Raw genomic sequence first — 22,671 nt, 5'->3', positions numbered from 1 at the left:
ATGTGCGATCATATTTTGGGCGCGACGGGCGTTCGCGTGGCGGGGGATGCGATGAAGAAGTTGGCTCAATACGCAGGAGCGATGGCGCTTGCCGCCGTCTGGTCGGGTGCGGCTCTTGCCCAGTCGAGTGGCACGCGCAGCTCCGGCTTCGGCTATGATCCAGCCTCGGGTTTGCTGACGCAGGAAGTCGTCGAGCCCGGCACGCCGACAATGCGGCTGCAGACCGATTACGTCTATGACGCCTACGGCAACAAGACATCGGCAACCGTCAGCGGCATCGACATCGTCACGCGCGCGGCGAGCACGACTTACGACGCGCAGGGCCGCTTTGCGACCTCGGCGACCAATGCGCTGGGACAGAGCGAGACGTGGCAATACGATCCACGCTTCGGCCAGCCGACCAGCCACACCGGACCGAACGGACTGACCACCACCTGGAGCTATGACGGCTTTGGCCGCAAGATACTGGAAGTCCGCGCCGACGGCACAAGAAGCCAGTTCACCTATTCCTTCTGCAGCGGCTTCAATGGCGGCACGGCGAGTTGCCCGGCCGGCGCGGTGCGGCTGAACCAGGCGAACTCCTTTGCCGCCGACGGCACGACGCAGAACGCGCCGACGGTCATCGTGTATTTCGACAGCCTTGAGCGCGAAGTGGCACGCGACACGCAAGGGTTTGACGGCAGCATCGTCCGTGGCGCCAAGCAGTATGACAGCCAGGGCCGGGTGCTGAAGGTCAGCCGCCCGTATTTTGTCAATGGCGGCACGCCGCAATGGACCACCTACACGACCTATGACGCGCTCGGCCGCGCGACGCTGGTGACCATGCCGGACAACAGCACCGTGCAAAACGCCTATCACGGGCTGACGACCACCGAGACCAACGCCAAGAACCAGACCCGTACGGTGACCAAGAACAGCGCGGGCGATGTGGTGTCGGTGACGGATGCGGCTGGCAACACCATGCTGTATGCCTACAACGCGTTCGGCAAGCTGATCCAGACCACCGACGCGGAGACCAATATCGTCACCCCGACCTACGACACCCGCGGCCGCAAGATTGCGAGCAGCGATCCCAATCTGGGTTCCTGGACCTATACCTATAATGTGCTGGGCGAACTGACGAGCCAGACCGACGCCAAGCTCCAGACCGCCACCATCAGCTACGACAAGCTCGGCCGGCCGCTGCAACGGGTCGAGCCGGACATGACCTCGGTGTGGGTCTATGACACCGCGGCCAACGGCATCGGCAAGGTCGCCTCCGCCAGCATCACGGCGGGTCCCACGGCGGGCTATCAGCGCACGATGACGTATGACGCGCTCGGCCGTCCGAGCCAGGCCGCGACCACGATTGACGGCACGACGTATACAATGGGGGCCGGCTATGACGCCAATGGAAGGCTGAGCCAGGTCACCTATCCCTCGGGCTTTGTCGCCAGCTACGGCTACAACAGCCTCGGCTACGCCAACCAGCTCTCCGACGGCAGCGCGCAGACATTCTGGACTGCCAACGGGATCGATGCCGAACAGCATCTGACCCAGCAGACCAGCGGCAACGGCATTGTTACGACACGCACTTTCTCGGCCACCACCGGGCGTCTGCAATCGATCGCGGCGGGCGCCGGCAATAGCGTGCAGAGTTCGGCCTACACCTACGACCTGCTCGGCAACCCGCTGTCACGCACCGATGACACCCAGAACCTGTCCGAGAGCTTTACTTACGACCCGCTGAACCGGCTGCTGACGGCGACAGTGAGCGGCAGCGTCGCGCCAGCCAAGGCGTATACGTACAACAGCATCGGCAACATGATGTCGAAGTCGGAGGTCGGCACCTACAGCTACGCGCCGCCCGGTTCGCCGCTGCCGCATGCCGTGATGAGCATCAGCGGCTCCACGATCAGCACGACCTTCAGCTACGACCCCAACGGCAACCAGACCGCGGGGCTCGGGCGCACCATTACCTGGACCTCCTACAACATGCCCGCGACCATCACGCAGGGCACCCGCACGGTCAGCTTCCAGCACAATACCGAACACCAGCGCATCAAGCAGGTCGCCCCCGACGGCACCACGCTTTACATCCATGCGTTCGGCGTCACCGCCGAACTGTTCGGCGTCGGCTCCGCCGCGCCGCGCTGGAACGAGTATCTGTCGGTCGGCAATGTCCGGGTCGGCATGCGGGTGAAGGAAGTCACCACAACGACCGTTTCGCTACGCTACTTCCACACCGACCACCTCGGCTCGATCTCGGTCATCACCAACGAGAGCGGGGTGGTGGTGGAGCGCCTGAGCTATGATGCCTGGGGCAAGCGGCGCCATCCGAACGGCGCCGACGATCCGACCGGCAGCATCACCAGCCAGACCAGCCGCGGCTTCACTGGCCATGAAGAGCTCGACTCGGTTGGGCTCGTTCACATGAACGGCCGCGTCTATGACGCCTTGGTCGGACGCATGATCAGCCCCGATCCGACCGTGCCGGATCCGATGAACGCGCAGGCCTGGAACCGATACTCCTACGTCGGCAACGATCCGCTCGCCTTCACCGATCCGTCGGGCTTCTCCTGGCTGTCGAGCTTCTTCAACAGCGTTGCAAACTTCTTCACGCAAAACTGGCGTTCGATAGTCCAGACCGTAATCACGGCGGTCTTGTCGTTGCCACTCGGGCCGGTCCTTGCCGCAGCAGCAGGTGCAGCTATCGTCACCGGTCTTTCCGGCGGCAACCTCGGACAAATAGTCAGAGCAGCATCGATCGCGGCGATAACTGCTGGGGCGTTCCAGGGGCTTGGCAATTTCGTAGGTGATCTAGCCCAACAGGGGATTTCACAAAGCGGGCAGTATCTCGCTAATGTCGCCGGAAGCGCGATGATTGGATGTCTGTCCGCTGCGGCATCTGGCGGAAGCTGCAAATCGGGTGGGCTTGCGGCTGGTGTCACGGCAGCGGCGTCGCCGCTGGTTGGCCGGATACCCGGCGGCCCCGGCCGACTTGCGGCGTCCAGCATCGTCGGCGGACTTGCGTCCGTGGCAGGCGGCGGCAAGTTCGAAAACGGAGCCGTGACCGGTGCCTTCCAGTACATGTTCGGCCCGCAGTCGCGTTCAAGCCGCGGAACTGCGAGCTCCAGCGACCCAAACGATGCCTATGCACAGTATCCTAGAAATGGAGGGCCACCACTTGATGACGATCCAAATCCGAATCCAGGTACGGTTCGCGTTCCCATCCCGTTGTGGGTATGGGCACTTGCGGCCTTAGCAAATCAATATCCGGACTTGCTGCAAAGTCCGCAGGGAGTTGACCGATACAAATCGATATTAGATGATACACACCTGACCGCCGCGTTGCGTGAACTTAACGGAGAGGTCGTCGCGCGAAAGTGGGATGGCACGCCTTATGATCATGTGACTGAGGTTAGAGAGGCCCAACAAGGACTCTTAAATTACATCGGTAGCGTCAACAACAGACTGAGCTATCCAGGAACCAGCCAACTCGAACGCAGTTTCCTTGAGACAGAGCTCGGGAATGCAAGTCGCCTACTAGATCATTCCAAGAAATTTGTTCCGTGATGAAGATAAATCTCTCAGAGCTTTTGAAGCGAGCACAATGGGGCAAGATTTCCGATGCAGAACTCTCGGAAGTTGTGCGAATGATTTCCTTGGAGAGAGGTGCGGACCTGTACACGCTGATACAAATTCTGGGCAGAGCCGGTTCACCTAAGTATAGGAAAATAGTAGAGCCGTTTCTAAATAATGTTGGTGATGCGCAACTATCAGCACTCGCGGTGAAGGTCTTATGCTGGTCGTGGGGATTGTCGCAGGAGTACAAAGGGGATTTGGTGCGCTTTCTGAACGGCGTCGATTGGGATGTCGACGGCTACGTCAAGCTTCAAACGATCGGAACTGTTGGCGAATATCTTCGAGAAAATTCAGACGTGGAACTGTTAGAGCTTATTTACGGCATCTTTTTAAATGAGGAGGAGCGTCCGCTTATTCGAAGCGCAGCCTACTTTGCGCTTTGTCGATCGGAGAAGTTGGAATGGAAAGACATTCCGTCAGCGTCGAGATTGGTCAATTTTTCTACGGAAATAGACATGCAAGTTATAGAGCGTGTTGAGCGAAAGCTCGGGCGTCGCCTTCATTAGGCGAGCGGACCTAGGCGCAGAAATGTTTACCTGCTGGTGCCATCTCAGGACCGAGTTCTCAACCGATAATGCTCGACTTGATGGCAAGAGGTATCAGGTCAATCATCATAGAACAGGTTCCCAATGATCATGGTCATGGGGATTACAGCGGAGAACCAGGCCAAGATCGGGCACGGCTAGACCGGTCGAGGGGTATCGATGGACGACAACCCGGCTCATGGCAACGATTACAATGGACGGGCGATCTCTGCCGTTTGTCGCACCCAGCCGCTTGACTTGGACGGAGCAACTTACTCCGATGTTTTTGAATAATCATGTGCATTACCTGTGAATGGATTGCATAGATTCACATTCACCCTCTGAAACTGTGTACAATTGCAGGTAGAGGTGCGGTCGACGCGCCGCGGCGTGTCGGTGGGAGTGCCTGCGTTGAATTACCGAGCTTCCCGGCTCCAAGCTCTGTTGCTTTTTCTCGCGCTAGGCCTCTCCGCGTGCCAGACGGACGTTGACGTGCCGGCTTCTTCGACGTGGACCTCCGCGCCGATGCCGCCGACTGCGACACGTACGGGCGAAGGATTGGGACGGTCGACTGATAGGATGGGCGGCTCGTCGCTGCTTGCGAATAATCGCGGCGGCCAATCGACTGTCATCGAAGGATCAGGTCGTTTCGTTGGTGAGCAGGCCACCGGTACGATCGGCCGGTCATCGGAAGATGCCGTCGACGGAGTCACGATAAACCTTGTCAACGTGCCGGCGCCGCAAGCGGCCAAGACCATTCTCGGCGACATTCTCTCGGTCAAATATACGGTAGATCCCGGCATCGAAGGCAAGGTCACGATCCAGACGCCGAAGCCCGTGGCGCGATCGACCGTCATCGATCTGTTCCAGGCAGCGCTGCGTGCCAACAACGCGGTGATCGTCAATACCAAGGGCACTTATCGCATCGCCGCCGCAGATCAGGCCGTCGTCGGCGCCAGGATCAGGACGGAAGAGGGTGACGATGGCGAGTTGATCGGCACTGGGCTGCAGGTCGTGCAGCTCAAATATGTTGCCGCTTCTGAAATCCGGCGCGTGCTGGAAGTTATCGCGCCGCGCGGCGGCATTGTCCGCGCCGACGACACGCGTAATCTGATCACGCTATCTGGCAACCGCGAGGAAATCACCAGCATGAAGGAGTCGATCGCGCTGTTCGATATCGACGTCATGAAGGGAATGTCGTTTGCGATTGTACCGGTCAAGAGCTCGCAACCGGAGGCTATCACGAGCGAACTGAAGACGGTGTTTGCCTCCGATCGCGAAGGCCCGATGGCGGGCATGGTGCAGTTTCTCCCGAACAAGCGGCTCGGCGCCATTTTGGTGATTTCGCCGCAACCGCAATATCTCCGTCGTGCCGAAACCTGGATCCGCCGCCTCGACGCCCAGGCGCAGGGCAGCGAAAAACAGCTCTTCACCTATTCGGTGCAAAATCGGCGGGCGCAGGAACTTGTGGATGTCCTGCAATCGATGTTCTCGAACGAGACCGCCGGATCGGCGGCGCGCCGCAACGTTTCGCCGGCCTATCAGGAGGCGAGGGTTCAGTCCGCGCCTCAGCAGTCAGGGGGCATCGGTTCCGGCTCTACGGGCGTAACGGGATCGATCGGTTTGTCGTCCGGCGGGTTTGGCGGAGTGGGCCGTGCCCAGCCTGCGGTCGCGAGTGCTCCGGCGACTTCCAGCCCGAGTTCCGGTTCGACGGTCCAGCTCGGCAATGACGGCACGACCGATGGGCCACGGGTCAAGATCGTTGCGGATGAAGCCAAAAACGCGATTTTGATTGAGGCGACCAAGGCCGATTACGTGCGCGTGCAGCAGGTGATCAGCCAGCTCGATCTGATGCCCAACCAGGTGCTGATCGAGGCGACGATTGCTGAAGTGACGCTGAACGACGATCTCAAATTCGGCGTTCGCTGGTACATGCAGCAAAAGAACGCCGGATACACCTTCAGCGATGCCTTGAACGGCGCGGTCACCTCGGTATTTCCTGGATTCTCCTATGCCCTGACGGCGGCGAATGTCGCCGTGACGCTGGACATGCTGAACAAGGTCACCGACATCAACATCGTGTCGTCGCCGTCGCTCACGGTCATGGACAACAAGCCAGCCATATTGCAGATCGGCGATCAGGTTCCGATCACGACGCAGTCGGCGACGGGCGTGCTGACTCCCGGCGCACCAATTGTCAACTCGGTGAGCTACAAGGACACCGGCGTGATCCTGTCGATCACGCCGCGCATCAACGAAAGTGGCCGCGTCCTGCTCGACATCGAGCAAGAGGTTTCCAGCGTGGTGCTGACGACCTCTTCGAAAATCGACTCGCCGACGATCCGCCAGCGCAAGATCAAGACAAGCGTGGTGGTGAACAATGGCGAGGCCCTGGTGCTGGGTGGAATGATCCAGGAAAGCAAATCCGTCGGCCGCACCCAGATCCCAATCCTGGGTGACCTTCCGGTATTTGGCAACGCCGCCCGCTACAAGGACCACGAGATCGTCAAGACCGAACTCGTAATCCTGATCAGGCCGCACGTCATTCGCAATCTGGATGAGGCGAGATTCATTACAGACGAGTTTCGGCGCTACATCGCAGTCGAAGGGCCACATCGCCGGGCCCGATCGCGCACTGTTGAGCAGATGGGACGCAGGATACTTGAGTGATGCCGACGTTTCGCTACCGCGCATATGGTCATGACGGTCGCTTTGCCGAGGGAACGGTCGATGCGACATCGCTAGATGCGGCCAACGAAGCGCTGTGGTCACAAGGGTTGTCGCCGTTCCAGATGCATTCGGCGGATCAATCCGGCACCAGATGGTGGAATCGCGAAATCGTGCTCGGTGGAGGGGGCGCCCGACGTGGGGACCTTCTCGCGTTCACGCGGGAGTTCGCGATGCTCAATGCCGCGGAAATCCCGCTCGACGATGCGTTACGCATACTTCAAGAGCAGGCATCGTCCTCGCGGCTTCGCGAGTTGGTCGAGGGCCTGCTGTCCGAGATCCTGAATGGCATGCCGTTGTCGGATGCCATGCAGAAGCAGTCTGCGGTGTTTCCTGCGGATTATATTGCGGTCGTGCGAGCCGGCGAAACCGGAGGAACGCTAGCCGACGTGTTTGTCGAGTTAGCCGAACTGCTGGAGAGCAGGGCGGAAATCCGCGCGCGGGTCCAGTCGGCGCTCATTTATCCCTGCATGCTGGTCGTTCTCAGCCTGGGCACGCTCGCAATCATCGTTGGTGGACTCATCCCATCGATTGCACCGATTTTCGGTCAAAGTGGCAAGCCGATGCCGACGAGCATTCAGTTCATGTTGGCGTTGCAGGAAAGGTGGATTGAGATCGCTGCGAGCTCCGCGATTGTACTCTCGGCGCTTCTCGGGGCCGTCTCCGTTGCGACACGCAATCCGGAAGTGCGGCAACAGCTAGATCGTCTCAAGTTGCGGCTCCCGGTTGTCGGAGCGTTTCTGTTGCAGCAGGAAGCGGCGCGTTTTGCGCGTACCCTTGGGACAATGCTCAAGGCGGGCGTCCCACTGATCCAGGCGGCAAAGTCGGCATGCAGCGTGATCGGCAATCGCCACATCGCCGCTGGAATGGATCGGGTGATCGAGGCCGTTCATCAGGGAACAGCACTGCACCGAGCGTTGCGGGCCGAAGCCGTATTGCCGGCGATTGCCTTGCAGATGATTTCCGTCGGAGAGGAGGCGGGAAAACTGGACCGCATGCTGACGCGGGTCGCAGTCATGCTTGAGCGGCAGACGCAGAGTAACATCGATCGCTTCATGTCGGCGCTCACGCCAGCGCTTACGGTCGGAATTGCGCTCATGGTTGGCGCCCTGATCATGCCGGTTATGAATGCGGTCCTCAGCATCAACGACATGGTGGGCCGATGAGTGCCAGCGAAAGCAGAAGCCGCTGCGAGGGCTTCACATTGGTGGAAATGCTTGTCGTGCTGACAATCATTGCGCTCACGACGACGTTTGCGGCGCCCTTGCTCTCTGGCGGTTCAGAGGGCTTGCGTCTGGATATGGCGTCGAGCGAGTTGGCGGCGGCGCTTCGCGTCACGCGCTCCGCGGCCGTCACGCGAAATGCGCAAATGGCACTTTTCATCGATGTCGATCGGCGGACATTTCGATCGAGCGTCGTTTCTGAGCGCCCCTTTGCTCCGAACATTGAAGCCAAATTGACCTTCGCTTCGGCGATGCAGTCTGCCGCTTCGAATGGTGGCTTTCAGTTCTTCCCGGACGGCTCTTCGACCGGGGGTGACGTGACACTGTCACTTCGAGGAAAGCAGACCAAGCTGTGCGTCGATTGGCTTACAGGCACGGTTCGCAAAGGACCACCTTGCTGATTGAAAATGAGGGGCAATCCAATGCGTTTGACAAGAATATTCCAAACAGGCCTTGCCAATCTGATAGTGGGGCTTGGGAGGCAGAAGTCCGGGAATCGTTCTGGCCGGCTGCATCGTTCCGACGCAGGATTTACGTTGGTCGAGATCCTGGTGGTGGTCGCCATCATCGGCCTGCTCATGGGTCTCGTCGGCCCCAGGGTCTTGGGCTACCTTTCAGATTCAAAAGTGAAGACGGCACGTATCCAGATTCAGGGATTCTCCGCGGCTCTCGATCTCTATTACCTGGACAATGGCCGCTATCCGACCTCGGCAGAAGGGCTCGGCGCCTTGACGCAACGGCCTGACGGTGCAGCATCATGGAACGGGCCGTACCTGAACGACAATTCAGTGCCGAAGGATCCATGGGGGCGGCCTTACGTCTACAAATTTCCGGGCCAACAAGGTGCGTATGACATCGTCTCGCTGGGGCCGGAGGGGCGCGAGGGTGACAGTTCGGTCGCGGCAGCAACCGTGACCGGCAGGCAGCAATAACATGACGACGGTCCGGCAGCGGGAAGCGGAAATGTGCATGTATCTGCCGGCAGCTGCGGCCCGCCGCTCGTGGCCCTTGCATGGGCCGCTGCCGTTACGCTGCCAATGGGGACGTATGCTGCGTCGCTCGATGATCGGCGGGAAGCGCGAGGCCGGGTTTACGTTGGTCGAGGTCATCGTGGCGCTGGCCATGCTTTCGGCTGGCCTGAGCCTGTTACTAGGATTGATTTCGAACAGCCTGCGCCAAACGGCGTCCGCGCAGAGGATGGCGGGAGCCGGCTCCTTGGCGCAGTCTCTGATGGCTGAAGTAGGCACCGATTTGGCGATCAGGGCGGAAGTGCGGGACGGCCAATACCCAAATGGATACCGCTGGCGTTTGAAGATGCAACCGTATGACAATGTAAGGGAGAGCGACGAGAGACCCGTCGGACTCTATAGTGTTTCCGCGGAGGTCGAGTGGGAGGAGGGGACGGAGAGGCGCTTCTACGCATTGACGACATTGCGTCTTGGACCAAAGGCAACGCGCCAATGAGCCCACGCTCCGCGATAATCGGGCGTCATACCGGTGGTGAGGCGGGCTTCACGCTTGTGGAACTCTTGGTTGGGCTGGCCTTGTTCAGTCTGCTCGTGACCCTGTTGTTCGACAATGTGCGGTTTGGTTTGCGTGCCTGGCAGAGCGCAGGCAGAGGCGCCGAGCAGTTTGAACGCAATATGATTTCGCAGGATCTGCTGCGGCGGACCATCGGCAATCTCTATCCCATGATGGTGACGAACGGTTCGCTCCAGCAGCAGATAGATTTTGAGGGCACAAAGGAGGCCGTCAGTTTCCTTGGAAATGCGCCGATCGCCTCGAATGGCGGCGGCAGGTTTCGTTTCAGTGTTTTCGTCGAGCGGCGACAGGCGCAGGCCGACCTGGTCGTCTCCGCGACGCCTGAGCTTGCCGGCCCCAACGATCAATCAATGACGACAAAGACGTTGCTGCTTTCCGGGATAGATCGGGCAGAGTTTTCCTACTTCGGAGAGACCGCGACGGAGCGAAAGCTTCAATGGAACGACAGCTGGACGAAACAAAGCGACGTACCGAGGCTTGTCCGCCTTCGCGTGGGATTCCGTTCCGGCGACGCGCGGCTATGGCCGGACCTGCTGATCGCGCCGCGCATTCTTGCTGACGTGAGCTGCGTTTACGATCCGATCACCACGCGGTGCCGTGGCCGCTAGGCCGGCTCTAACGGATAGGGAAAGGAAAATGCCTGTCGTTTCTGTACTGTGGGGACTGGGGTTGCTGGCAGCGATCTCGCTGTCGCTGCTATGGAGCGGCAACATGTCATACAGTCTTGCGCGCAATGGCCTTGAGATGGCTAGCGTCAACGCGACGGTAGAGGCGGGTGTTAATCGCGCAGTCGCCGGGTTGCTCGAACCGCGTTCTGAGCGCCGGTGGCGGACCGACGGTGGCACGCAGAACTTCGAGTTCAGCGGAACTTCCATCAGGATCTCGATTCAGGACGAGTTGGGCAAGATCGACCTCAACCAGGCAGAAGGGTCGTTGCTCGCAGGCTTGCTGAGGTCAGCTGGCCTCGATTCTGGTTCTGCCAGCGCTCTTGCTGACAAGATCGTGGACTGGAGAACGGCGACGCCACTCAAGCATCTCAACGGCGCAAAGGAGCAGGACTACCGGGCTCTCGGAAGCGGATATCGGCCTCGCAATGGGCCCTTTCAGAGTGTCGACGAACTCTTGCTCGTGATGGATATGACGCCGGCCCTGTTCCAGCGGATAGAACCTGCATTGACGGTTTATTCGGGCCGCCAGTTTCTCGATCCGCAAGTGGCGCCACGTGAAGTGTTACGCGCGCTTCCGAACATGACGCCGGATGCCGTCGAATCCGCGTTGGCAGCGCGCGTAAGCCAGCAGTTGATGGAAAGATCGGCCAGCGACGTCATGACGTTTCTGCAAGGTCGCGCCTTCACGATCCGGACGGAGTTTGAGAAGTCAAACAGAACATTCGTGCATGAGGCAACGGTTCGGCTAACGCAAAATCCCAATCAGCCATATTGGCTGCTGAGCTGGGGGGCCAAATGAGCGATGGTTTGGGAGACCTGCTGGTAATATCGAAGGCCGCCTTTGGCTGTTTGCTTATAGCCACTGTCTTGAGGATGGCGGTGATCGACTGCCGGGAGATGATCCTGCCAAATCGTCTCAACGCGATGTTGGCCGCCGGTGGAGTTGGTCAGGCGGTCTTTGTTGGCCGCCCCGATCTAACGGATGCTCTTCTTGGGGCGCTGTTTGGATTCGTCGTCCTGTCGATGATAGCCGCTCTATTCCGCTATGTTCGCGGCATCGATGGCCTCGGGTTTGGTGACCAGAAATTCGCTGCTGCAGCAGGACTCTGGATCGGATGGGAGCAGATCACCTCGATGCTCCTGATCGCGTCCTGTTCTGCATTGATTTTTGTAATCGTTCGATCTGCAAAGGGGCGGAAACTCGATATCGCAGCGCGTCTACCGTTTGGCCCGTTTCTTGGCCTTGGTACCGTGGTGTGCTGGTCGATGGCAATTGTACCCGGCTCCTAGATACGGAAGGAATGGCGATGCTCGAAAATCGGCGGACAAACACAAAGCCGGAGCCCTTGCCCTGGGCATCGGGATTCGGAGCGATTGATAACTCGAACAACATGCAATTTGAACAAGGCTTCGGCGACTTTCTCATTGCGGAAAACATCGTCGATCATATCGTTCTTGAGCGCGCGACAAGCGCCGCCCACAAGACTGGCGAGCGGCTGGATCGTGTCCTGACCAAGCTTGGGCTGGTCTCTGAGATCAATCTGGTTGCGGCGCTTTCAAAATTCCTCGCCCTCAAATTGGCGCGTCCTGACGACCTGCCGCTCGAGCGGCTTCTTCCTGACGTGATTGAGGCTGATTTCGTGCGTCGCAACCGCGTCCTGCCATTGGCGCTCGAAGGCGGTACGCTTTCCGTTGGTGTGACGGATCCTCTCAACATCGAGCCTATCCGCGCACTGGCTTATCTGACCAATTTGAAGGTCAATGTCAGGATCTTTGCGCCAGCCGATTTCGAGAAATCGTTCGATGCCCTCTATGCGGTGCGTGCCAGCGATTCTGACAATCGTTCACTCGGATCGGGGGAAGCCAGCGAACTTGACGTACAGCGCCTGCGCGATATCGCGAGCGAAGCGCCGGTCATCCGGCTCGTTAATCAGATCATCGCCGGTGCGGTAGAGGCTCGCGCTTCCGACATTCATATCAAGCCGAACGTTGACCAGGTGGTTGTCCGTTACCGGATCGATGGAATGCTCCGAACAGCACAGGTGCTGGAGCCTGCGTTACGTGCGGCCGTCACGTCGCGTCTCAAGATTATGGCCAAACTCGATATCGCCGAGCGGCGTATGCCGCAGGATGGTCGTATCAAGATAGCTATCAGAGGTATTGACATAGATTTTCGTGTATCGACCATTCCGACCATATTCGGCGAGAGCGTGGTTCTGCGTATCCTCGATCGTACTCGGGTGGCGCTTGACTTCGTCGAGCTAGGCTTCTCGGCCGATCAGATTTCCGCACTTCGGGGACTGTTGCAGGAACCCAACGGAATTATTTTGGTAACCGGACCGACGGGTAGCGGCAAGACGACCACGCTTTATACGGCTCTCAGTTCGCTGAACAATGCAGAGCGAAATATCTTTTCGGTTGAGGATCCGATCGAATATCAATTGGCTGGCATCAATCAAGTGCAGGTGCAGGCAGAAATCGGGCTGGATTTCCCGCATGCGCTGCGGGCGATCCTGCGTCAGGATCCGGATATCATCATGATCGGCGAAATTCGTGACCTGGAAACGGCGCGAATTGCCATTCAGTCCTCGCTCACAGGCCATCTGGTTCTATCGACGCTCCATACCAATAGCGCCGCTGCGGCGATCACACGGCTGATCGACATCGGCGTTGAGAACTACCTGCTGGCTTCGACGGTCAAAGGCGTTGTGGCGCAGCGGCTGGTCCGAAAACTTTGCCGTTGCTGCGTGCGTGAGCATAAGCAGGCGGGCCATTGGGCAAGCGAGTTGACGCGTGCGGTTCCTGGTATCGAAAGGTACGGCAAGCCGAAGATTCTGGAGGCGGTCGGTTGTGCGGAATGTGTGGGTGTCGGGTTTTCCGGCCGTTCGACGATCGCCGAGGTATTATTGATCGATCCTGGGCTCCACGGCCTCATTCTATCGAGTGCGTCCGACGATCAGATCAGCAAGGCTGCGCGGACGCGCGGCATGCTCGGCATGTACGAGACGGGAGCTATCAGGGTGTGGCGGGGAGAAACCACGATCGACGAGGTGTTGCGTGCGACTCGAATGGGATAGCGGAGACTTCTTCGCAACAACCGAAATGAGATCGTGAGGCGCCGATGCAACTTTCGTTGAGCCGACCGGGCATTGCACCGCTATCGAAGCTTTTGAACCGCTTCGGACGATGGTGGATGAACGAATTTGTGAACCTGTTTCCCGAAAGGTATGCAGAATTCCTCACCGGGCGCGGGCGGCCGCGATTGGTGATCTCCGCCGGTCAGGAGGAAGTCACACTTGAGCTGCTGGACGGTGTATTCGCGCCAATCACTTCGGAGCGCGCAGCGTCGGTGAGCAACCTCTTGCTGGAGATTGATCGCTTCCTGCTCTCGCGGAAACTGGAACGGCGAGACGTCGACCTTGGTCTTCGGCTGCCGGCGGAGAGCGTCTTTGGCAGGCAATTGATCCTTCCGGCCCAAGCCGGTGGCGTCGTTGATGACGTCATTGCCCAGGATCTTGCGAAGAAGACGCCTTTCAAGGCCGACGATATCTATTGCGATCACGTGGCAAGTGAGATCGCCGGCGGTGAAAAGATCGAGGTTCGGCAATGGATAATTCAGCGTCAGTTCGTGCATCACGCCTTGGCGGAACTCAACCTGAGTACCGACAATATTGCATTTATCATGTTCGACGCCTGTGACGGCGAACAGTGCGCGCCCATGATCAATTTGCGCCGCAGTGCGGAGGCGCGAAAATCGTGGAGGCACAAGCTGGTGCCTGCCTTGTGTTGCAGCGCAGTTATTCTCGCGCTGTTATCGGGCAGCCTCAAATATCTGAACCAGCAGGCCGCGCTCGACCGTCTCGGCGATGAGATTGCGGCGACGAGCAAAAAGGCGCAGCACGTGCGCGCCCTTGTCGATCAATTGCACGAGAAACGAAACGCGCTGGTCCGACTTCGGCTGCAACGGAGCGAGGCGCCGGGGTTGATCGATTTATGGGAGGAGACGACACGGGTCATGCCGTCTCATTCGTGGCTGACCGAGTTCCGTCTCGCTGAAATTTCCGGCAAGCGCGAGGGACAGGTGACCATGATCGGATTTTCGGGGGCGGCGCCAAGTCTCGTCGGGATCATCGATGGGTCGAGGCTGTTCCTCGATGCGGCGCTAACGTCGCCGGTTGCCTTCGATACGGCCGAAGGACGCGAACGGTTCGCCCTACAGGCAACGGTACGAAGGCCCACCATGCTCAAGGAAGCCGCGCGATGAGGAAGATATTCGGCGACGCTCAATTCCGCCGCCAGGCGCTCTTTGTGCTCGGCAATGTGGCGATATGCGTTGCGATCGTCGGCTTTTTCGTCTTGCCGTTATATACGCTGTTCGCGGATCGCGAAAACCGCATCGAAGAGCAGAGGAAAGTGCTCATGCGGCTGGCCGCCATCGCCGCGCAGGCGGCCAACGTCCAGTCGATCGTTTCCGACACAAAAGCCCAGATGCAGGGGGGCGAGTTTCTTGTTGGCCCGAACGAAAACGTCGTCAGCGCCGATCTGCAGACCAAATTGAAGGCGATGGCCGAGGCGGGTGGTGCGAAGTTGCGCGCGGTGCAGGCGCTACCCGTCAAGACTGTCGACCAGATCAGATATAGCGGGTCGCGCATCGAGATCTTCGGTTCGCTGCAATCCATCGTCAAGGCAGTCCATGCGATCGAGAGCTCGAAACCCTATCTCTTCATTGCCGGTGCCGCCCTGAAGAGCCCCCCGCCACCCAGGCAGGGCGCTTCAGAAGAACCCGTCATCCAGGCGCAACTCGATATCTTTGGCGCTATGCAGGTGGGTGGGCAACCATGAGATGGCGCATTGCCCCACTCCGTGCGGCCGGCTTGTTGATCGTCTTGTGCGTCAATGCTGGCCTGCTGGCCAACGTGGCGACGCAGCTTGCGTCTGATGGTTCGGCCGTGGCCGACAAAATTGACTGGAATGTTAATCTGACGGGCTCGGTCGTAAATGCGACCAACCGGAGACCGGTCGAAAGCTACGGGCAAATTCTGGCGCGTCCGGTATTGTTCAAATCACGCGAACCCTTCGTTCCCCCACCGCCGGCCCCGCCCGCGGTGACGGCGCCGCCGCCGCCGGTAGCCGTCGATCCCGGCCTCGCTGTTGGCGGCGTGATGATCAAGAACGGCCTCAGCAAGGCGTATTTGTTCAGCAAAGCCGGATCGGGCGGAGCGTGGGCGGGGGAGGGCGAGACGTTTCAGGGCTGGAAGGTCAAGTCCGTCAACAGAATGGGCGTGAAGCTTGAGCAGGCGGGACGATCAATCGAATTGAGTCTCTATCCTCCTGACTGAAAGTCGCTGAAGTTGTCGCAAGAGTCACGGGATGCGCATTATGCACACTGTTGCTTGTGAACTTCGCATGTCTCTCGGGTGAATTTTTAGTCCAATGTCGCCGATCTTCTTTCGCATCCGGTTGAGAAAAATTTTTTTTGGAAAGGGTGTCGGTGCGATTGACGACGCGCAGAAGTTGATGTCTCCTAACGTTGTGTTGATTTGCTTACACACGTTGAGCTGGGGGTTGGGGAATGTCGATGGGAATGGTTGCTGACGATGGTCGGCGTTTGCATCTGTCCGCCGCAGTGTTGGTTGTGGCGGCGTTTTTTTTAAATCTATCCACAACCTTAAGTCATTCCGGCACGATGTCGCTATCCGGCCAGTCTGGAGTGAGTCCGACGGGAGCGGCGACATATTCGATCCCTATTGCGCTGCCGCCTGGTACGGCCGGCATGAGTCCGAGCTTGTCGCTGGAGTATAGCAGCCAGGGCCCCAATGGGATTTTGGGGTTGGGTTGGTCGCTTGCCGGTCTGCCGTCTATTGGCCGCTGCCCGAAAACGATGGCGCAAGATAATGTGGTTGGCGGCGTCAACTTTGACGCCAACGATCGCTTTTGTTTGGACGGGCAGCGACTCACGGCGATCAACGGCGCGTACGGAGCTGACGGTACGCAATACCGTACCGAGATTGAGTCTTACTCCAAAGTGATCTCGCGCGGTGCCGCTGGGACGGGGCCGGCATGGTTCGAAGTTCGTACAAAGTCCGGCCAAACTCTTGAGTTCGGTAACAGCGTGGATTCGCGGATTCTCGCGCAAGGCAAAACGACCGCGCGCGCATGGACGGTGAACAAAGTCAGTGACACGAAGGGGAACTACTACACGGTCAGCTACATCAACGACACGACAAACGGCCAATTCCATCCCAGCCGGATTGACTATACTGGCAATTCATCGGCCTCGGTTAGCCCTTACAACTCGGTCCAGTTTGTCTACGCAACGCGGCCGGACATTTCCCCGCTGTATCAGTCGGGCTCTCTGATGCAGAACAATGTGCGTTTGACAAGCGTCAAGACGTTTGTCGGGGCTGCCTTGGTTACGGATTACGCGCTCTCATATCAGGTGAGTCCAAGCAGCGGTCGTTCGCAGTTGAATGCGGTTACGCCGTGTGGACCGAGCAGCGTCTGCTTGCCGGCTACAACGTTTCAGTGGGCTACGGCTGGTGGAACAGTTTCGATGTCCTTCCAAGGGTACGCTCTCCCGAATGGATGGGACTTTGGAACGCCGCCGCGCTCCTTACGTGTGCCGGTGTCGGGGGATTTCAACGGGGATGGCATAGCGGATATCATCATGGCGAGCAACGATGGGTATTACTCGATGCTCGGCAACGGCGATGGGACATTTAGAGCTGTCGGAGTTTTCCCTTATCCCAATGGTGCCAATTTCGGCAATCCCGTAACTGCAAATTTCGTTCCGATGACTGGCGATTTCAACGGCGATGGTAAGACAGACTTTATCCTATTAGGGGGCAATATATATTACATCTATCTTGGCAATGGCGATGGCACGTTAGGCGGCCCCGGAGGACATCTCTACGCGGCAGGGTCAAACTATGGCTGGCCACCTTCCTCCCTATACCGACCCTTTACCGGTGACTTCAATGGTGACGGGCGTACCGACTTTGCGTTAATCAATGGCGCCAACTATTGGACGTTCCTGAGCAATGGAGATGGAACGTTTTCCGAAATAATTGGAGCTCACCCGAACGGTTGGAATTTTGGTACCAATGTAGCTGGTTTGACTAGATCCGTGGGGTGGATTTCGCCCATCTTGTCTGCCGTCACACAATACAACTTGATGCCGGGCGACTACAATGGTGACGGCAAGACCGACTTCGCAATGCTCAGCAACGATGGTTACTACGTTCTTCTAAGTAATGGAGACGGTACCTTCCGTGGTGCGGGAGGCGTAGGTTACCCGTTGGGGTCAAACTACGGTGGCCCGCCCGGATACCAATACGCATTGTTTCCGGGCGACTTTAATGGAGACGGTAAGGCTGACTTTGCGGTCGTCGGCGGCAACGCATATTGGTGTTTTCTCGGAAAAGGGGACGGCACATTTGCGCAAACCGTCGATACTCTTTCCAACGGTTTGAATTTCGGAATTCCGCTGCATCAGAACTTTATGCCTTTCACTTCAGACATCAATGGAGATGGCCGGAGCGATCTCGCGCTGTTGTCTGACGGAGGCTACTACTTTCTCGTCAGCAACGGCGATGGGCACTTCTCGCAAAAAGTCGGAGCTTACGGTGGAGGATTCAGTTTTGGATCTCCGCCCGCGACGTACTGGGAACCTTTTCCTGGCGACTACAATGGGGATGGGCTCACGGATATAACGTTTGTGCGAGATCACTCCTATTTGTCTTTGCTGGCAAATGGCGGTGTGAGGGACGTGATTACCTCGGTGACCAGCGGCCTTGGTGCGGTGGTGACAATCAATTACGACGCCCTTACAAAATCGAGTGTGTATACCAAAGGTTCTGGCGCAACATATCCTGTGCAAGAATTTCAAAGTCCCGTTTACGTTGTATCGCAGGTCGATACCTCAAACGGCGTCGGCGGTACCTATAGCTCGACGTATACTTACGCCGGAGCGAAGATTGACATGCGTGGCCGCGGCTATCTCGGCTTCGCGCAAATGACCGTGAAAGATCTGCAGACGGGCATTTCTGACACGACCAATTATCGTCAGAACTTCCCCTTCATTGGCTTAGTCGCTTCGACCAGTCGAACGATCGGCGCGTTGACGCTTGGCCAGTCGATAAACACGTATCAATCCTACGACACCAGCGGTGGTGCTCCGTACCATGTCTACGTGACGCAGAACGTCTCGAGCGGTGCGGATCTGGATGGATCGGCGTTGCCGACGGTGACGACGTCGAACCAGTACGACGCCTATTTGAACGCGACCCAGGTGGTGGTGTCGACACCGGATGGGTTCAGCAAGACGACCAACAATACCTACAGCAATGATCCGAGCCTCTGGTATCTCGGCCGGCTGACGCGGGCGACAGTAACGAACGTAGCGCCGTAGCGGGTGAGGGCCCGGCGGAGGCGCTACCTTTTCCTGCGTGTCGTGTACGTCTGCTTGTAAGCTTTGTGTGAGTGCGTGCTTCATCGACTGGCTGATTTGCACTCTGTGCTTTGGGGAATAGGCAAATGTTGAAGATCGTGAAGTCGTCGGTTGCGGCTGCCGTCATTCTGCTGTCGTCGAGCACGGGATGGGCCGCAAGTACCATCGCGCGAACTGCGTCATTTGCCTATGATGCGCAAGGCGTGCTGAACCAGGAGGTGGTCGAGCCCGACACCCCGGCGCTGCGGCTGCAGACCGACTATGGCTACGACAGTTTTGGCAACAAGACTTCGGTCACGGTCAGCGGCGCCGACATCGTCACGCGCTCTTCGAGCAGTGCCTTCAGCGCGAATGGCCAGTTCAACAGCGCCAACACCAACGCGCTCGGCCAGAGCGAGAGCATCCAGTACGATGCCCGCGTCGGCAAGCCGACCAGTCACACCGGCCCCAATGGTCTGACCACGACTTTCAGCTATGACGTGTTCGGCCGCAAGACCCAGGAGGTTCGCGCCGACAGCACCCAAACCAAGTGGATCTACAGCTTCTGTAACGGCGTGAACGGCGGTACCGCAACCTGCGTATCGGGTGCGAGCTATTTCGTTACCGAAACTCCCTATGCCGCCGACGGCACCACGGTCAGCGGCCCCTATGTGACCGTGTATTTTGACCAGCTCGATCGTGAGATCGCGCGCGAGACCCAGGGGTTCAATGGCGCGGTCGTCCGCGCGACCAGGACTTATGACGCGCTCGGCCGCCTGACGCAGATCAGCCGGCCGTACTTCGTCAGCGGCGGCACGCCGCAATACACCACCTACACCTACGACACGCTCGGCCGTGTCCTGACTGAGACCAAGCCCGACGGCAGCCTCTCGCAGACCGCCTATCACGGCCTGTCCGTTACCGAGACCAATGCGCTGAGCCAGACCCGCACGGTCGTCAAGAACAGCCAGGGCAAGGTGGTCTCGATCACCGACGCCCAGAGCGGCGTCATGACCTATGCCTATGACGCGGTCGGCAATCTGCTCTCGGCCACGGACGCCGCCGGCAACGTCGTGACTGCCACCTACGATTTGCGCGGCCGCAAGGTCGCGAGCACCGATCCCGATCTCGGCCACTGGACCTATAGTTATAACACGCTCGGCCAGCTGGTCAGCCAGACCGACGCCAAGAGCCAGGTCACATCGCTCACCTACGACAAGCTTGACCGTATCGTGCAACGCGTCGAGGTCGACGTCACAAGCGTATGGACCTACGACACCGCCGCCCACGGCATCGGCAAGCTTGCGTCTTCCGGGATCACGGCGGGCGCCGGCAACGGCTTTGGCCGCAGCGTGGCCTACGACACCCTCGGCCGGCCCTCGCAGGTCTCAACCACGATCGACGGCGCGACCTATGTGATGGGGGCGATCTACGATGCCCAGAGCCGCATCAGCAAGGTCAACTATCCTTCCGGCTTCACCGCGCGCTATGGCTACAACAGCCTCGGCTTTGCCAACCAGCTATCCAACGACGCCACCAGCCAGGCCTACTGGACCGCGAACACGATGGATGCCGAGGGGCATCTGACGCAGCTCACGTCGGGCAATGGTCTCGTAACCAATCGCGCCTTCGAAGCGACCACTGGCCGGCTCAGCAGCCTCACCACCGGCAGCGGTGCTGGCACCGCGGTGCAGAATCTCGGCTACACCTATGACCGGCTTGGCAATCCGTTGTCACGCACCGATGCCAACACCAATCTGTCCGAGACGTTTTCCTACGACACGCTGAACCGGTTGACGTCCTCGACGGTCAACCTGACGCCGACGCCGCTTGCAAAGACCTTCAGCTACAGCGCGATCGGCAACATGCTGACCAAGTCCGACGTCGGCACCTACGTCTATCCGGCGGCCGGCCAGCCGCTGCCGCATGCCGTCACGAGCATCACTTCCGGCTTGATCTCGACTACCTTCACCTACGATCAGAACGGCAACCAGACCTCCGGCCTGAACCGCACCATCGCGTGGACCTCCTACAACAAGCCGGCATCGATCACGCAAGGTACCCGTACCATCAGCTTCGTGGACGACACCGAGCACCAGCGCTTCAAGCAGGTGACGCCGGAAGGCACTACGCTCTACATCGCCGGCTTCGGCGTGCTGGCGGAGGTCACCAATCCCGGCCAGATCTCACAGAAGTGGACCGATTATCTCGCGGTCGGCAATGCCAAGGTCGGCATGCGGGTGCTGCAGACGGCCTCCGAGACGCTGACGACACGCTACTTCCACACCGATCATCTCGGCTCGATCTCGGTGATCTCGGACGAGAACGGCCTGGTCGTGGAGCGGCTGAGCTACGACGCCTGGGGCAAGCGGCGCAACCCGAACGGCAGCGACGACACCGCGGGCAGTATCACCAGCCAGTCCACGCGCGGCTTCACCGGTGAGGAGCAGCTCTCGATCGGCGGCCTCGTGCACCTGAACGGGCGCGTCTACGATCCATTGCTGGCAAGGTTCACCAGCGCGGACCCGACGGTCACCGACCCCATGAACATGCAGGGCTGGAACCGGTACTCCTATGTCGGCAACGACCCGCTCGCCTTCACCGATCCCAACGGCTTCAACTGGTTCTCCAACGCCTTCGGCTGGATCGGCAAGGCGTTCACCGCCATCGGTAACTTCATCAAAAACAATTTCATGTCGATCGTGCAGATCACGCTCAATGTGGTGCTGAATGCAGCTACTGCAGGGGCTTGTGTCCCCTGCGTTGCCGCCGTGAGTGCCGCCATCGTGACGGGCATATCCGGGGGCAATCTGGGGCAGGTGCTGAAGGCGGCCGCAATAGCAGCGGTTACAACGTACGCATTCAGCGGTACATCAGCGCTGGCGGGAAACCCGCTGGCCTATGTTGGTGCGAACGCTGCCGTGGGATGCGCGTCGTCAGTTGCCTCCGGAGGATCTTGCGCATCGGGAGCAGCATCCGCCGCGGTAGGAGCGGCCCTGTCTCCGGTGACCGGTCAGTTGTTCCCCAATGCGAAGACCGATTTTGGTCAGTACATGGGCGCGACCCTCGCGCGCGCCACCATCGGCGGCGTAGTTTCTGTGGCCGGCGGCGGCAAGTTTGCTAACGGTGCACTTACGGGTGCATACCAGTATCTTGCGACGAACCGTTTTGAGGGAAGTGCGGAGCAAAGATTTAGGAATGCAAATGGAGCCATAGTCGTCGCGGCCCCAATTATTGGAGCAGCTTTTGTTTCAGATTTCTTGTTCGGTACTTCTGCTGTCGCAGCCGCCTATGGCATCTGGAAGACTTGGAATATCTTTACGAACGATTCCGCTAATCCTCCCGATCTGACGGACGATAAGGGCAAAGGGCACATACTAGATGGTGACAATACCGGCGGTGGGCACAGGGCGGGTACGGGAACCGCTGGAAAATCGGAGTTTCCACCTAGCTGGTCAGACGAAAAGATACTCGGCGAAGTATCGGACGTTGCTACGGACCCAAGTTCAAGTCGAAGGACTCAAGGGACAAGAACCATATCGCAGGGCACGAGAGATGGTATTGATATCAAAACTGTAGATGATGGTCGTCGAATCATCACGGGATATCCAACTAATGTACCGAGGAATCCATGAGCGATAGTCGAATCGAACGTTGGGAGCACCTGGCGAATTCGCTAACCTCCTTTCTTAGTCCTTTGAAAGGTCAGCTCGACTCTAGCACCGTGGGGATCGTCGAGGAGTTTATCGAGAATCGTGAATATGGAGTTGCGCTTGAATGGCTAATCGATGCTATTTCCCAACAGAGTATCGTGTTGTCAGCAACTCAGCGGCAGGAACTCGTCCGATTGGCCAAGCTGATGAACATTGCCCCTAATCGCTGAGATTGCGGTGGCACCATCACTGGCGGTCTTCAAAGCTCGATTGCTGTTTTTG

Annotated in this window: 18 protein-coding genes; 17 read left to right on the top strand and 1 reads right to left on the bottom strand. The window is 58.7% G+C overall.

The window, feature by feature from the left end; translation table 11 throughout:
- Positions 1-51: 51 nt before the first annotated feature.
- The 11 genes from V1294_RS31145 to V1294_RS31095 all read left to right on the top strand — a co-directional run bounded on the left by V1294_RS31145 (position 52) and on the right by V1294_RS31095 (position 13,385).
- A complete protein-coding gene (locus tag V1294_RS31145) occupies positions 52-3,555 on the top strand; it encodes a polymorphic toxin type 28 domain-containing protein (protein WP_334502578.1) in 3,504 nt (1,167 codons plus the stop codon).
- The gene (locus V1294_RS31140; protein ID WP_334502576.1) at positions 3,552-4,130 is read left to right on the top strand and encodes a hypothetical protein; all 579 of its coding nucleotides are present in this window, start codon (positions 3,552-3,554) and stop codon (positions 4,128-4,130) included. Before V1294_RS31145 ends, V1294_RS31140 begins: the two co-directional genes overlap by 4 nt.
- A gap of 597 nt (positions 4,131-4,727) precedes the next feature.
- Positions 4,728-6,818 carry a type II secretion system secretin GspD gene (gene gspD / locus V1294_RS31135; protein ID WP_334502574.1) on the top strand — a complete coding sequence of 697 codons (2,091 nt, stop codon included), beginning with the start codon at positions 4,728-4,730 and terminating at the stop codon, positions 6,816-6,818.
- On the top strand, positions 6,818-8,041 hold the full coding sequence (locus V1294_RS31130) for a type II secretion system F family protein (RefSeq protein WP_334502572.1): 1,224 nt from the start codon (positions 6,818-6,820) through the stop codon (positions 8,039-8,041). Before gspD ends, V1294_RS31130 begins: the two co-directional genes overlap by 1 nt.
- Positions 8,038-8,499 (top strand): GspH/FimT family pseudopilin, encoded by a 462-nt coding sequence (locus V1294_RS31125; RefSeq protein WP_334502571.1) that lies wholly within the window; start codon positions 8,038-8,040, stop codon positions 8,497-8,499. The genes V1294_RS31130 and V1294_RS31125 overlap by 4 nt, the downstream gene beginning before the upstream one ends.
- Before the next feature lie 21 nt (positions 8,500-8,520).
- On the top strand, positions 8,521-9,030 hold the full coding sequence (gene gspG, locus V1294_RS31120; protein ID WP_442895396.1) for a type II secretion system major pseudopilin GspG: 510 nt from the start codon (positions 8,521-8,523) through the stop codon (positions 9,028-9,030).
- Positions 9,031-9,067: 37 nt separating this feature from the next.
- Entirely contained in the window at positions 9,068-9,562 is a 495-nt protein-coding gene (locus V1294_RS31115; RefSeq protein WP_334502568.1) for a prepilin-type N-terminal cleavage/methylation domain-containing protein, read from the top strand.
- Positions 9,559-10,248 carry a prepilin-type N-terminal cleavage/methylation domain-containing protein gene (locus V1294_RS31110; protein WP_334502565.1) on the top strand — a complete coding sequence of 230 codons (690 nt, stop codon included), beginning with the start codon at positions 9,559-9,561 and terminating at the stop codon, positions 10,246-10,248. The genes V1294_RS31115 and V1294_RS31110 overlap by 4 nt, the downstream gene beginning before the upstream one ends.
- Positions 10,249-10,276: 28 nt before the next feature.
- Positions 10,277-11,107, top strand: a complete 831-nt coding sequence (locus tag V1294_RS31105) for a general secretion pathway protein GspK (RefSeq protein WP_334502563.1) — start codon at positions 10,277-10,279, stop codon at positions 11,105-11,107.
- Entirely contained in the window at positions 11,104-11,598 is a 495-nt protein-coding gene (locus tag V1294_RS31100; RefSeq protein WP_334502561.1) for a prepilin peptidase, read from the top strand. Before V1294_RS31105 ends, V1294_RS31100 begins: the two co-directional genes overlap by 4 nt.
- 11 nt (positions 11,599-11,609) lie before the next feature.
- Positions 11,610-13,385 carry a GspE/PulE family protein gene (locus V1294_RS31095; RefSeq protein ID WP_442895395.1) on the top strand — a complete coding sequence of 592 codons (1,776 nt, stop codon included), beginning with the start codon at positions 11,610-11,612 and terminating at the stop codon, positions 13,383-13,385.
- Positions 13,386-13,465: 80 nt separating this feature from the next.
- On the opposite strand, the gene V1294_RS31090 is transcribed toward V1294_RS31095, so the two are convergent.
- Complete coding sequence (locus V1294_RS31090; protein WP_334502559.1) at positions 13,466-13,915, bottom strand: hypothetical protein; 450 nt, start codon at positions 13,913-13,915, stop codon at positions 13,466-13,468.
- A gap of 33 nt (positions 13,916-13,948) precedes the next feature.
- On the opposite strand from V1294_RS31090, the gene V1294_RS31085 reads away from it, so the two are divergent.
- The 6 genes from V1294_RS31085 to V1294_RS31060 all read left to right on the top strand — a co-directional run bounded on the left by V1294_RS31085 (position 13,949) and on the right by V1294_RS31060 (position 22,619).
- Positions 13,949-14,572, top strand: coding sequence for a PilN domain-containing protein (locus V1294_RS31085; protein ID WP_334502557.1), 624 nt, complete (start codon positions 13,949-13,951; stop codon positions 14,570-14,572).
- The gene (gene gspM, locus V1294_RS31080; RefSeq protein ID WP_334502555.1) at positions 14,569-15,150 is read left to right on the top strand and encodes a type II secretion system protein GspM; all 582 of its coding nucleotides are present in this window, start codon (positions 14,569-14,571) and stop codon (positions 15,148-15,150) included. Before V1294_RS31085 ends, gspM begins: the two co-directional genes overlap by 4 nt.
- Positions 15,147-15,647, top strand: coding sequence for a hypothetical protein (locus V1294_RS31075; RefSeq protein ID WP_334502553.1), 501 nt, complete (start codon positions 15,147-15,149; stop codon positions 15,645-15,647). Before gspM ends, V1294_RS31075 begins: the two co-directional genes overlap by 4 nt.
- Before the next feature lie 233 nt (positions 15,648-15,880).
- Positions 15,881-18,718: an FG-GAP-like repeat-containing protein gene (locus tag V1294_RS31070; protein WP_334502551.1), complete on the top strand. Its 2,838-nt coding sequence runs from the start codon at positions 15,881-15,883 to the stop codon at positions 18,716-18,718.
- A 125-nt stretch (positions 18,719-18,843) separates the two neighbouring features.
- Entirely contained in the window at positions 18,844-22,371 is a 3,528-nt protein-coding gene (locus tag V1294_RS31065) for an RHS repeat-associated core domain-containing protein (protein WP_334502549.1), read from the top strand.
- Entirely contained in the window at positions 22,368-22,619 is a 252-nt protein-coding gene (locus V1294_RS31060) for a MafI family immunity protein (protein ID WP_334502547.1), read from the top strand. The genes V1294_RS31065 and V1294_RS31060 overlap by 4 nt, the downstream gene beginning before the upstream one ends.
- Positions 22,620-22,671: the final 52 nt, after the last annotated feature.

Origin of the sequence: Bradyrhizobium sp. AZCC 1678 (assembly GCF_036924765.1) — a bacterium.
Lineage (GTDB): Bacteria > Pseudomonadota > Alphaproteobacteria > Rhizobiales > Xanthobacteraceae > Bradyrhizobium > Bradyrhizobium algeriense.
The sequence above is the reverse complement of the archived record's forward strand: the minus strand, read 5'-3'. Positions and strand labels throughout refer to the sequence as shown.

What these genes read in the sequence shown, in the direction of transcription:
- V1294_RS31105 (WP_334502563.1), top strand. Translation starts at nt 10,277, where the DNA reads ATGCCTGTCGTTTCTGTACTGTGGGGACTGGGGTTGCTGGCAGCGATC.
- gspG (WP_442895396.1), top strand. Translation starts at nt 8,521, where the DNA reads ATGCGTTTGACAAGAATATTCCAAACAGGCCTTGCCAATCTGATAGTG.
- gspM (WP_334502555.1), top strand. Translation starts at nt 14,569, where the DNA reads ATGAGGAAGATATTCGGCGACGCTCAATTCCGCCGCCAGGCGCTCTTT.
- V1294_RS31065 (WP_334502549.1), top strand. Translation starts at nt 18,844, where the DNA reads ATGTTGAAGATCGTGAAGTCGTCGGTTGCGGCTGCCGTCATTCTGCTG.
- V1294_RS31110 (WP_334502565.1), top strand. Translation starts at nt 9,559, where the DNA reads ATGAGCCCACGCTCCGCGATAATCGGGCGTCATACCGGTGGTGAGGCG.
- V1294_RS31145 (WP_334502578.1), top strand. Translation starts at nt 52, where the DNA reads ATGAAGAAGTTGGCTCAATACGCAGGAGCGATGGCGCTTGCCGCCGTC.
- V1294_RS31070 (WP_334502551.1), top strand. Translation starts at nt 15,881, where the DNA reads ATGTCGATGGGAATGGTTGCTGACGATGGTCGGCGTTTGCATCTGTCC.
- V1294_RS31100 (WP_334502561.1), top strand. Translation starts at nt 11,104, where the DNA reads ATGAGCGATGGTTTGGGAGACCTGCTGGTAATATCGAAGGCCGCCTTT.
- V1294_RS31115 (WP_334502568.1), top strand. Translation starts at nt 9,068, where the DNA reads ATGTATCTGCCGGCAGCTGCGGCCCGCCGCTCGTGGCCCTTGCATGGG.
- V1294_RS31125 (WP_334502571.1), top strand. Translation starts at nt 8,038, where the DNA reads ATGAGTGCCAGCGAAAGCAGAAGCCGCTGCGAGGGCTTCACATTGGTG.
- gspD (WP_334502574.1), top strand. Translation starts at nt 4,728, where the DNA reads ATGGGCGGCTCGTCGCTGCTTGCGAATAATCGCGGCGGCCAATCGACT.
- V1294_RS31075 (WP_334502553.1), top strand. Translation starts at nt 15,147, where the DNA reads ATGAGATGGCGCATTGCCCCACTCCGTGCGGCCGGCTTGTTGATCGTC.
- V1294_RS31060 (WP_334502547.1), top strand. Translation starts at nt 22,368, where the DNA reads ATGAGCGATAGTCGAATCGAACGTTGGGAGCACCTGGCGAATTCGCTA.
- V1294_RS31130 (WP_334502572.1), top strand. Translation starts at nt 6,818, where the DNA reads ATGCCGACGTTTCGCTACCGCGCATATGGTCATGACGGTCGCTTTGCC.
- V1294_RS31095 (WP_442895395.1), top strand. Translation starts at nt 11,610, where the DNA reads ATGGCGATGCTCGAAAATCGGCGGACAAACACAAAGCCGGAGCCCTTG.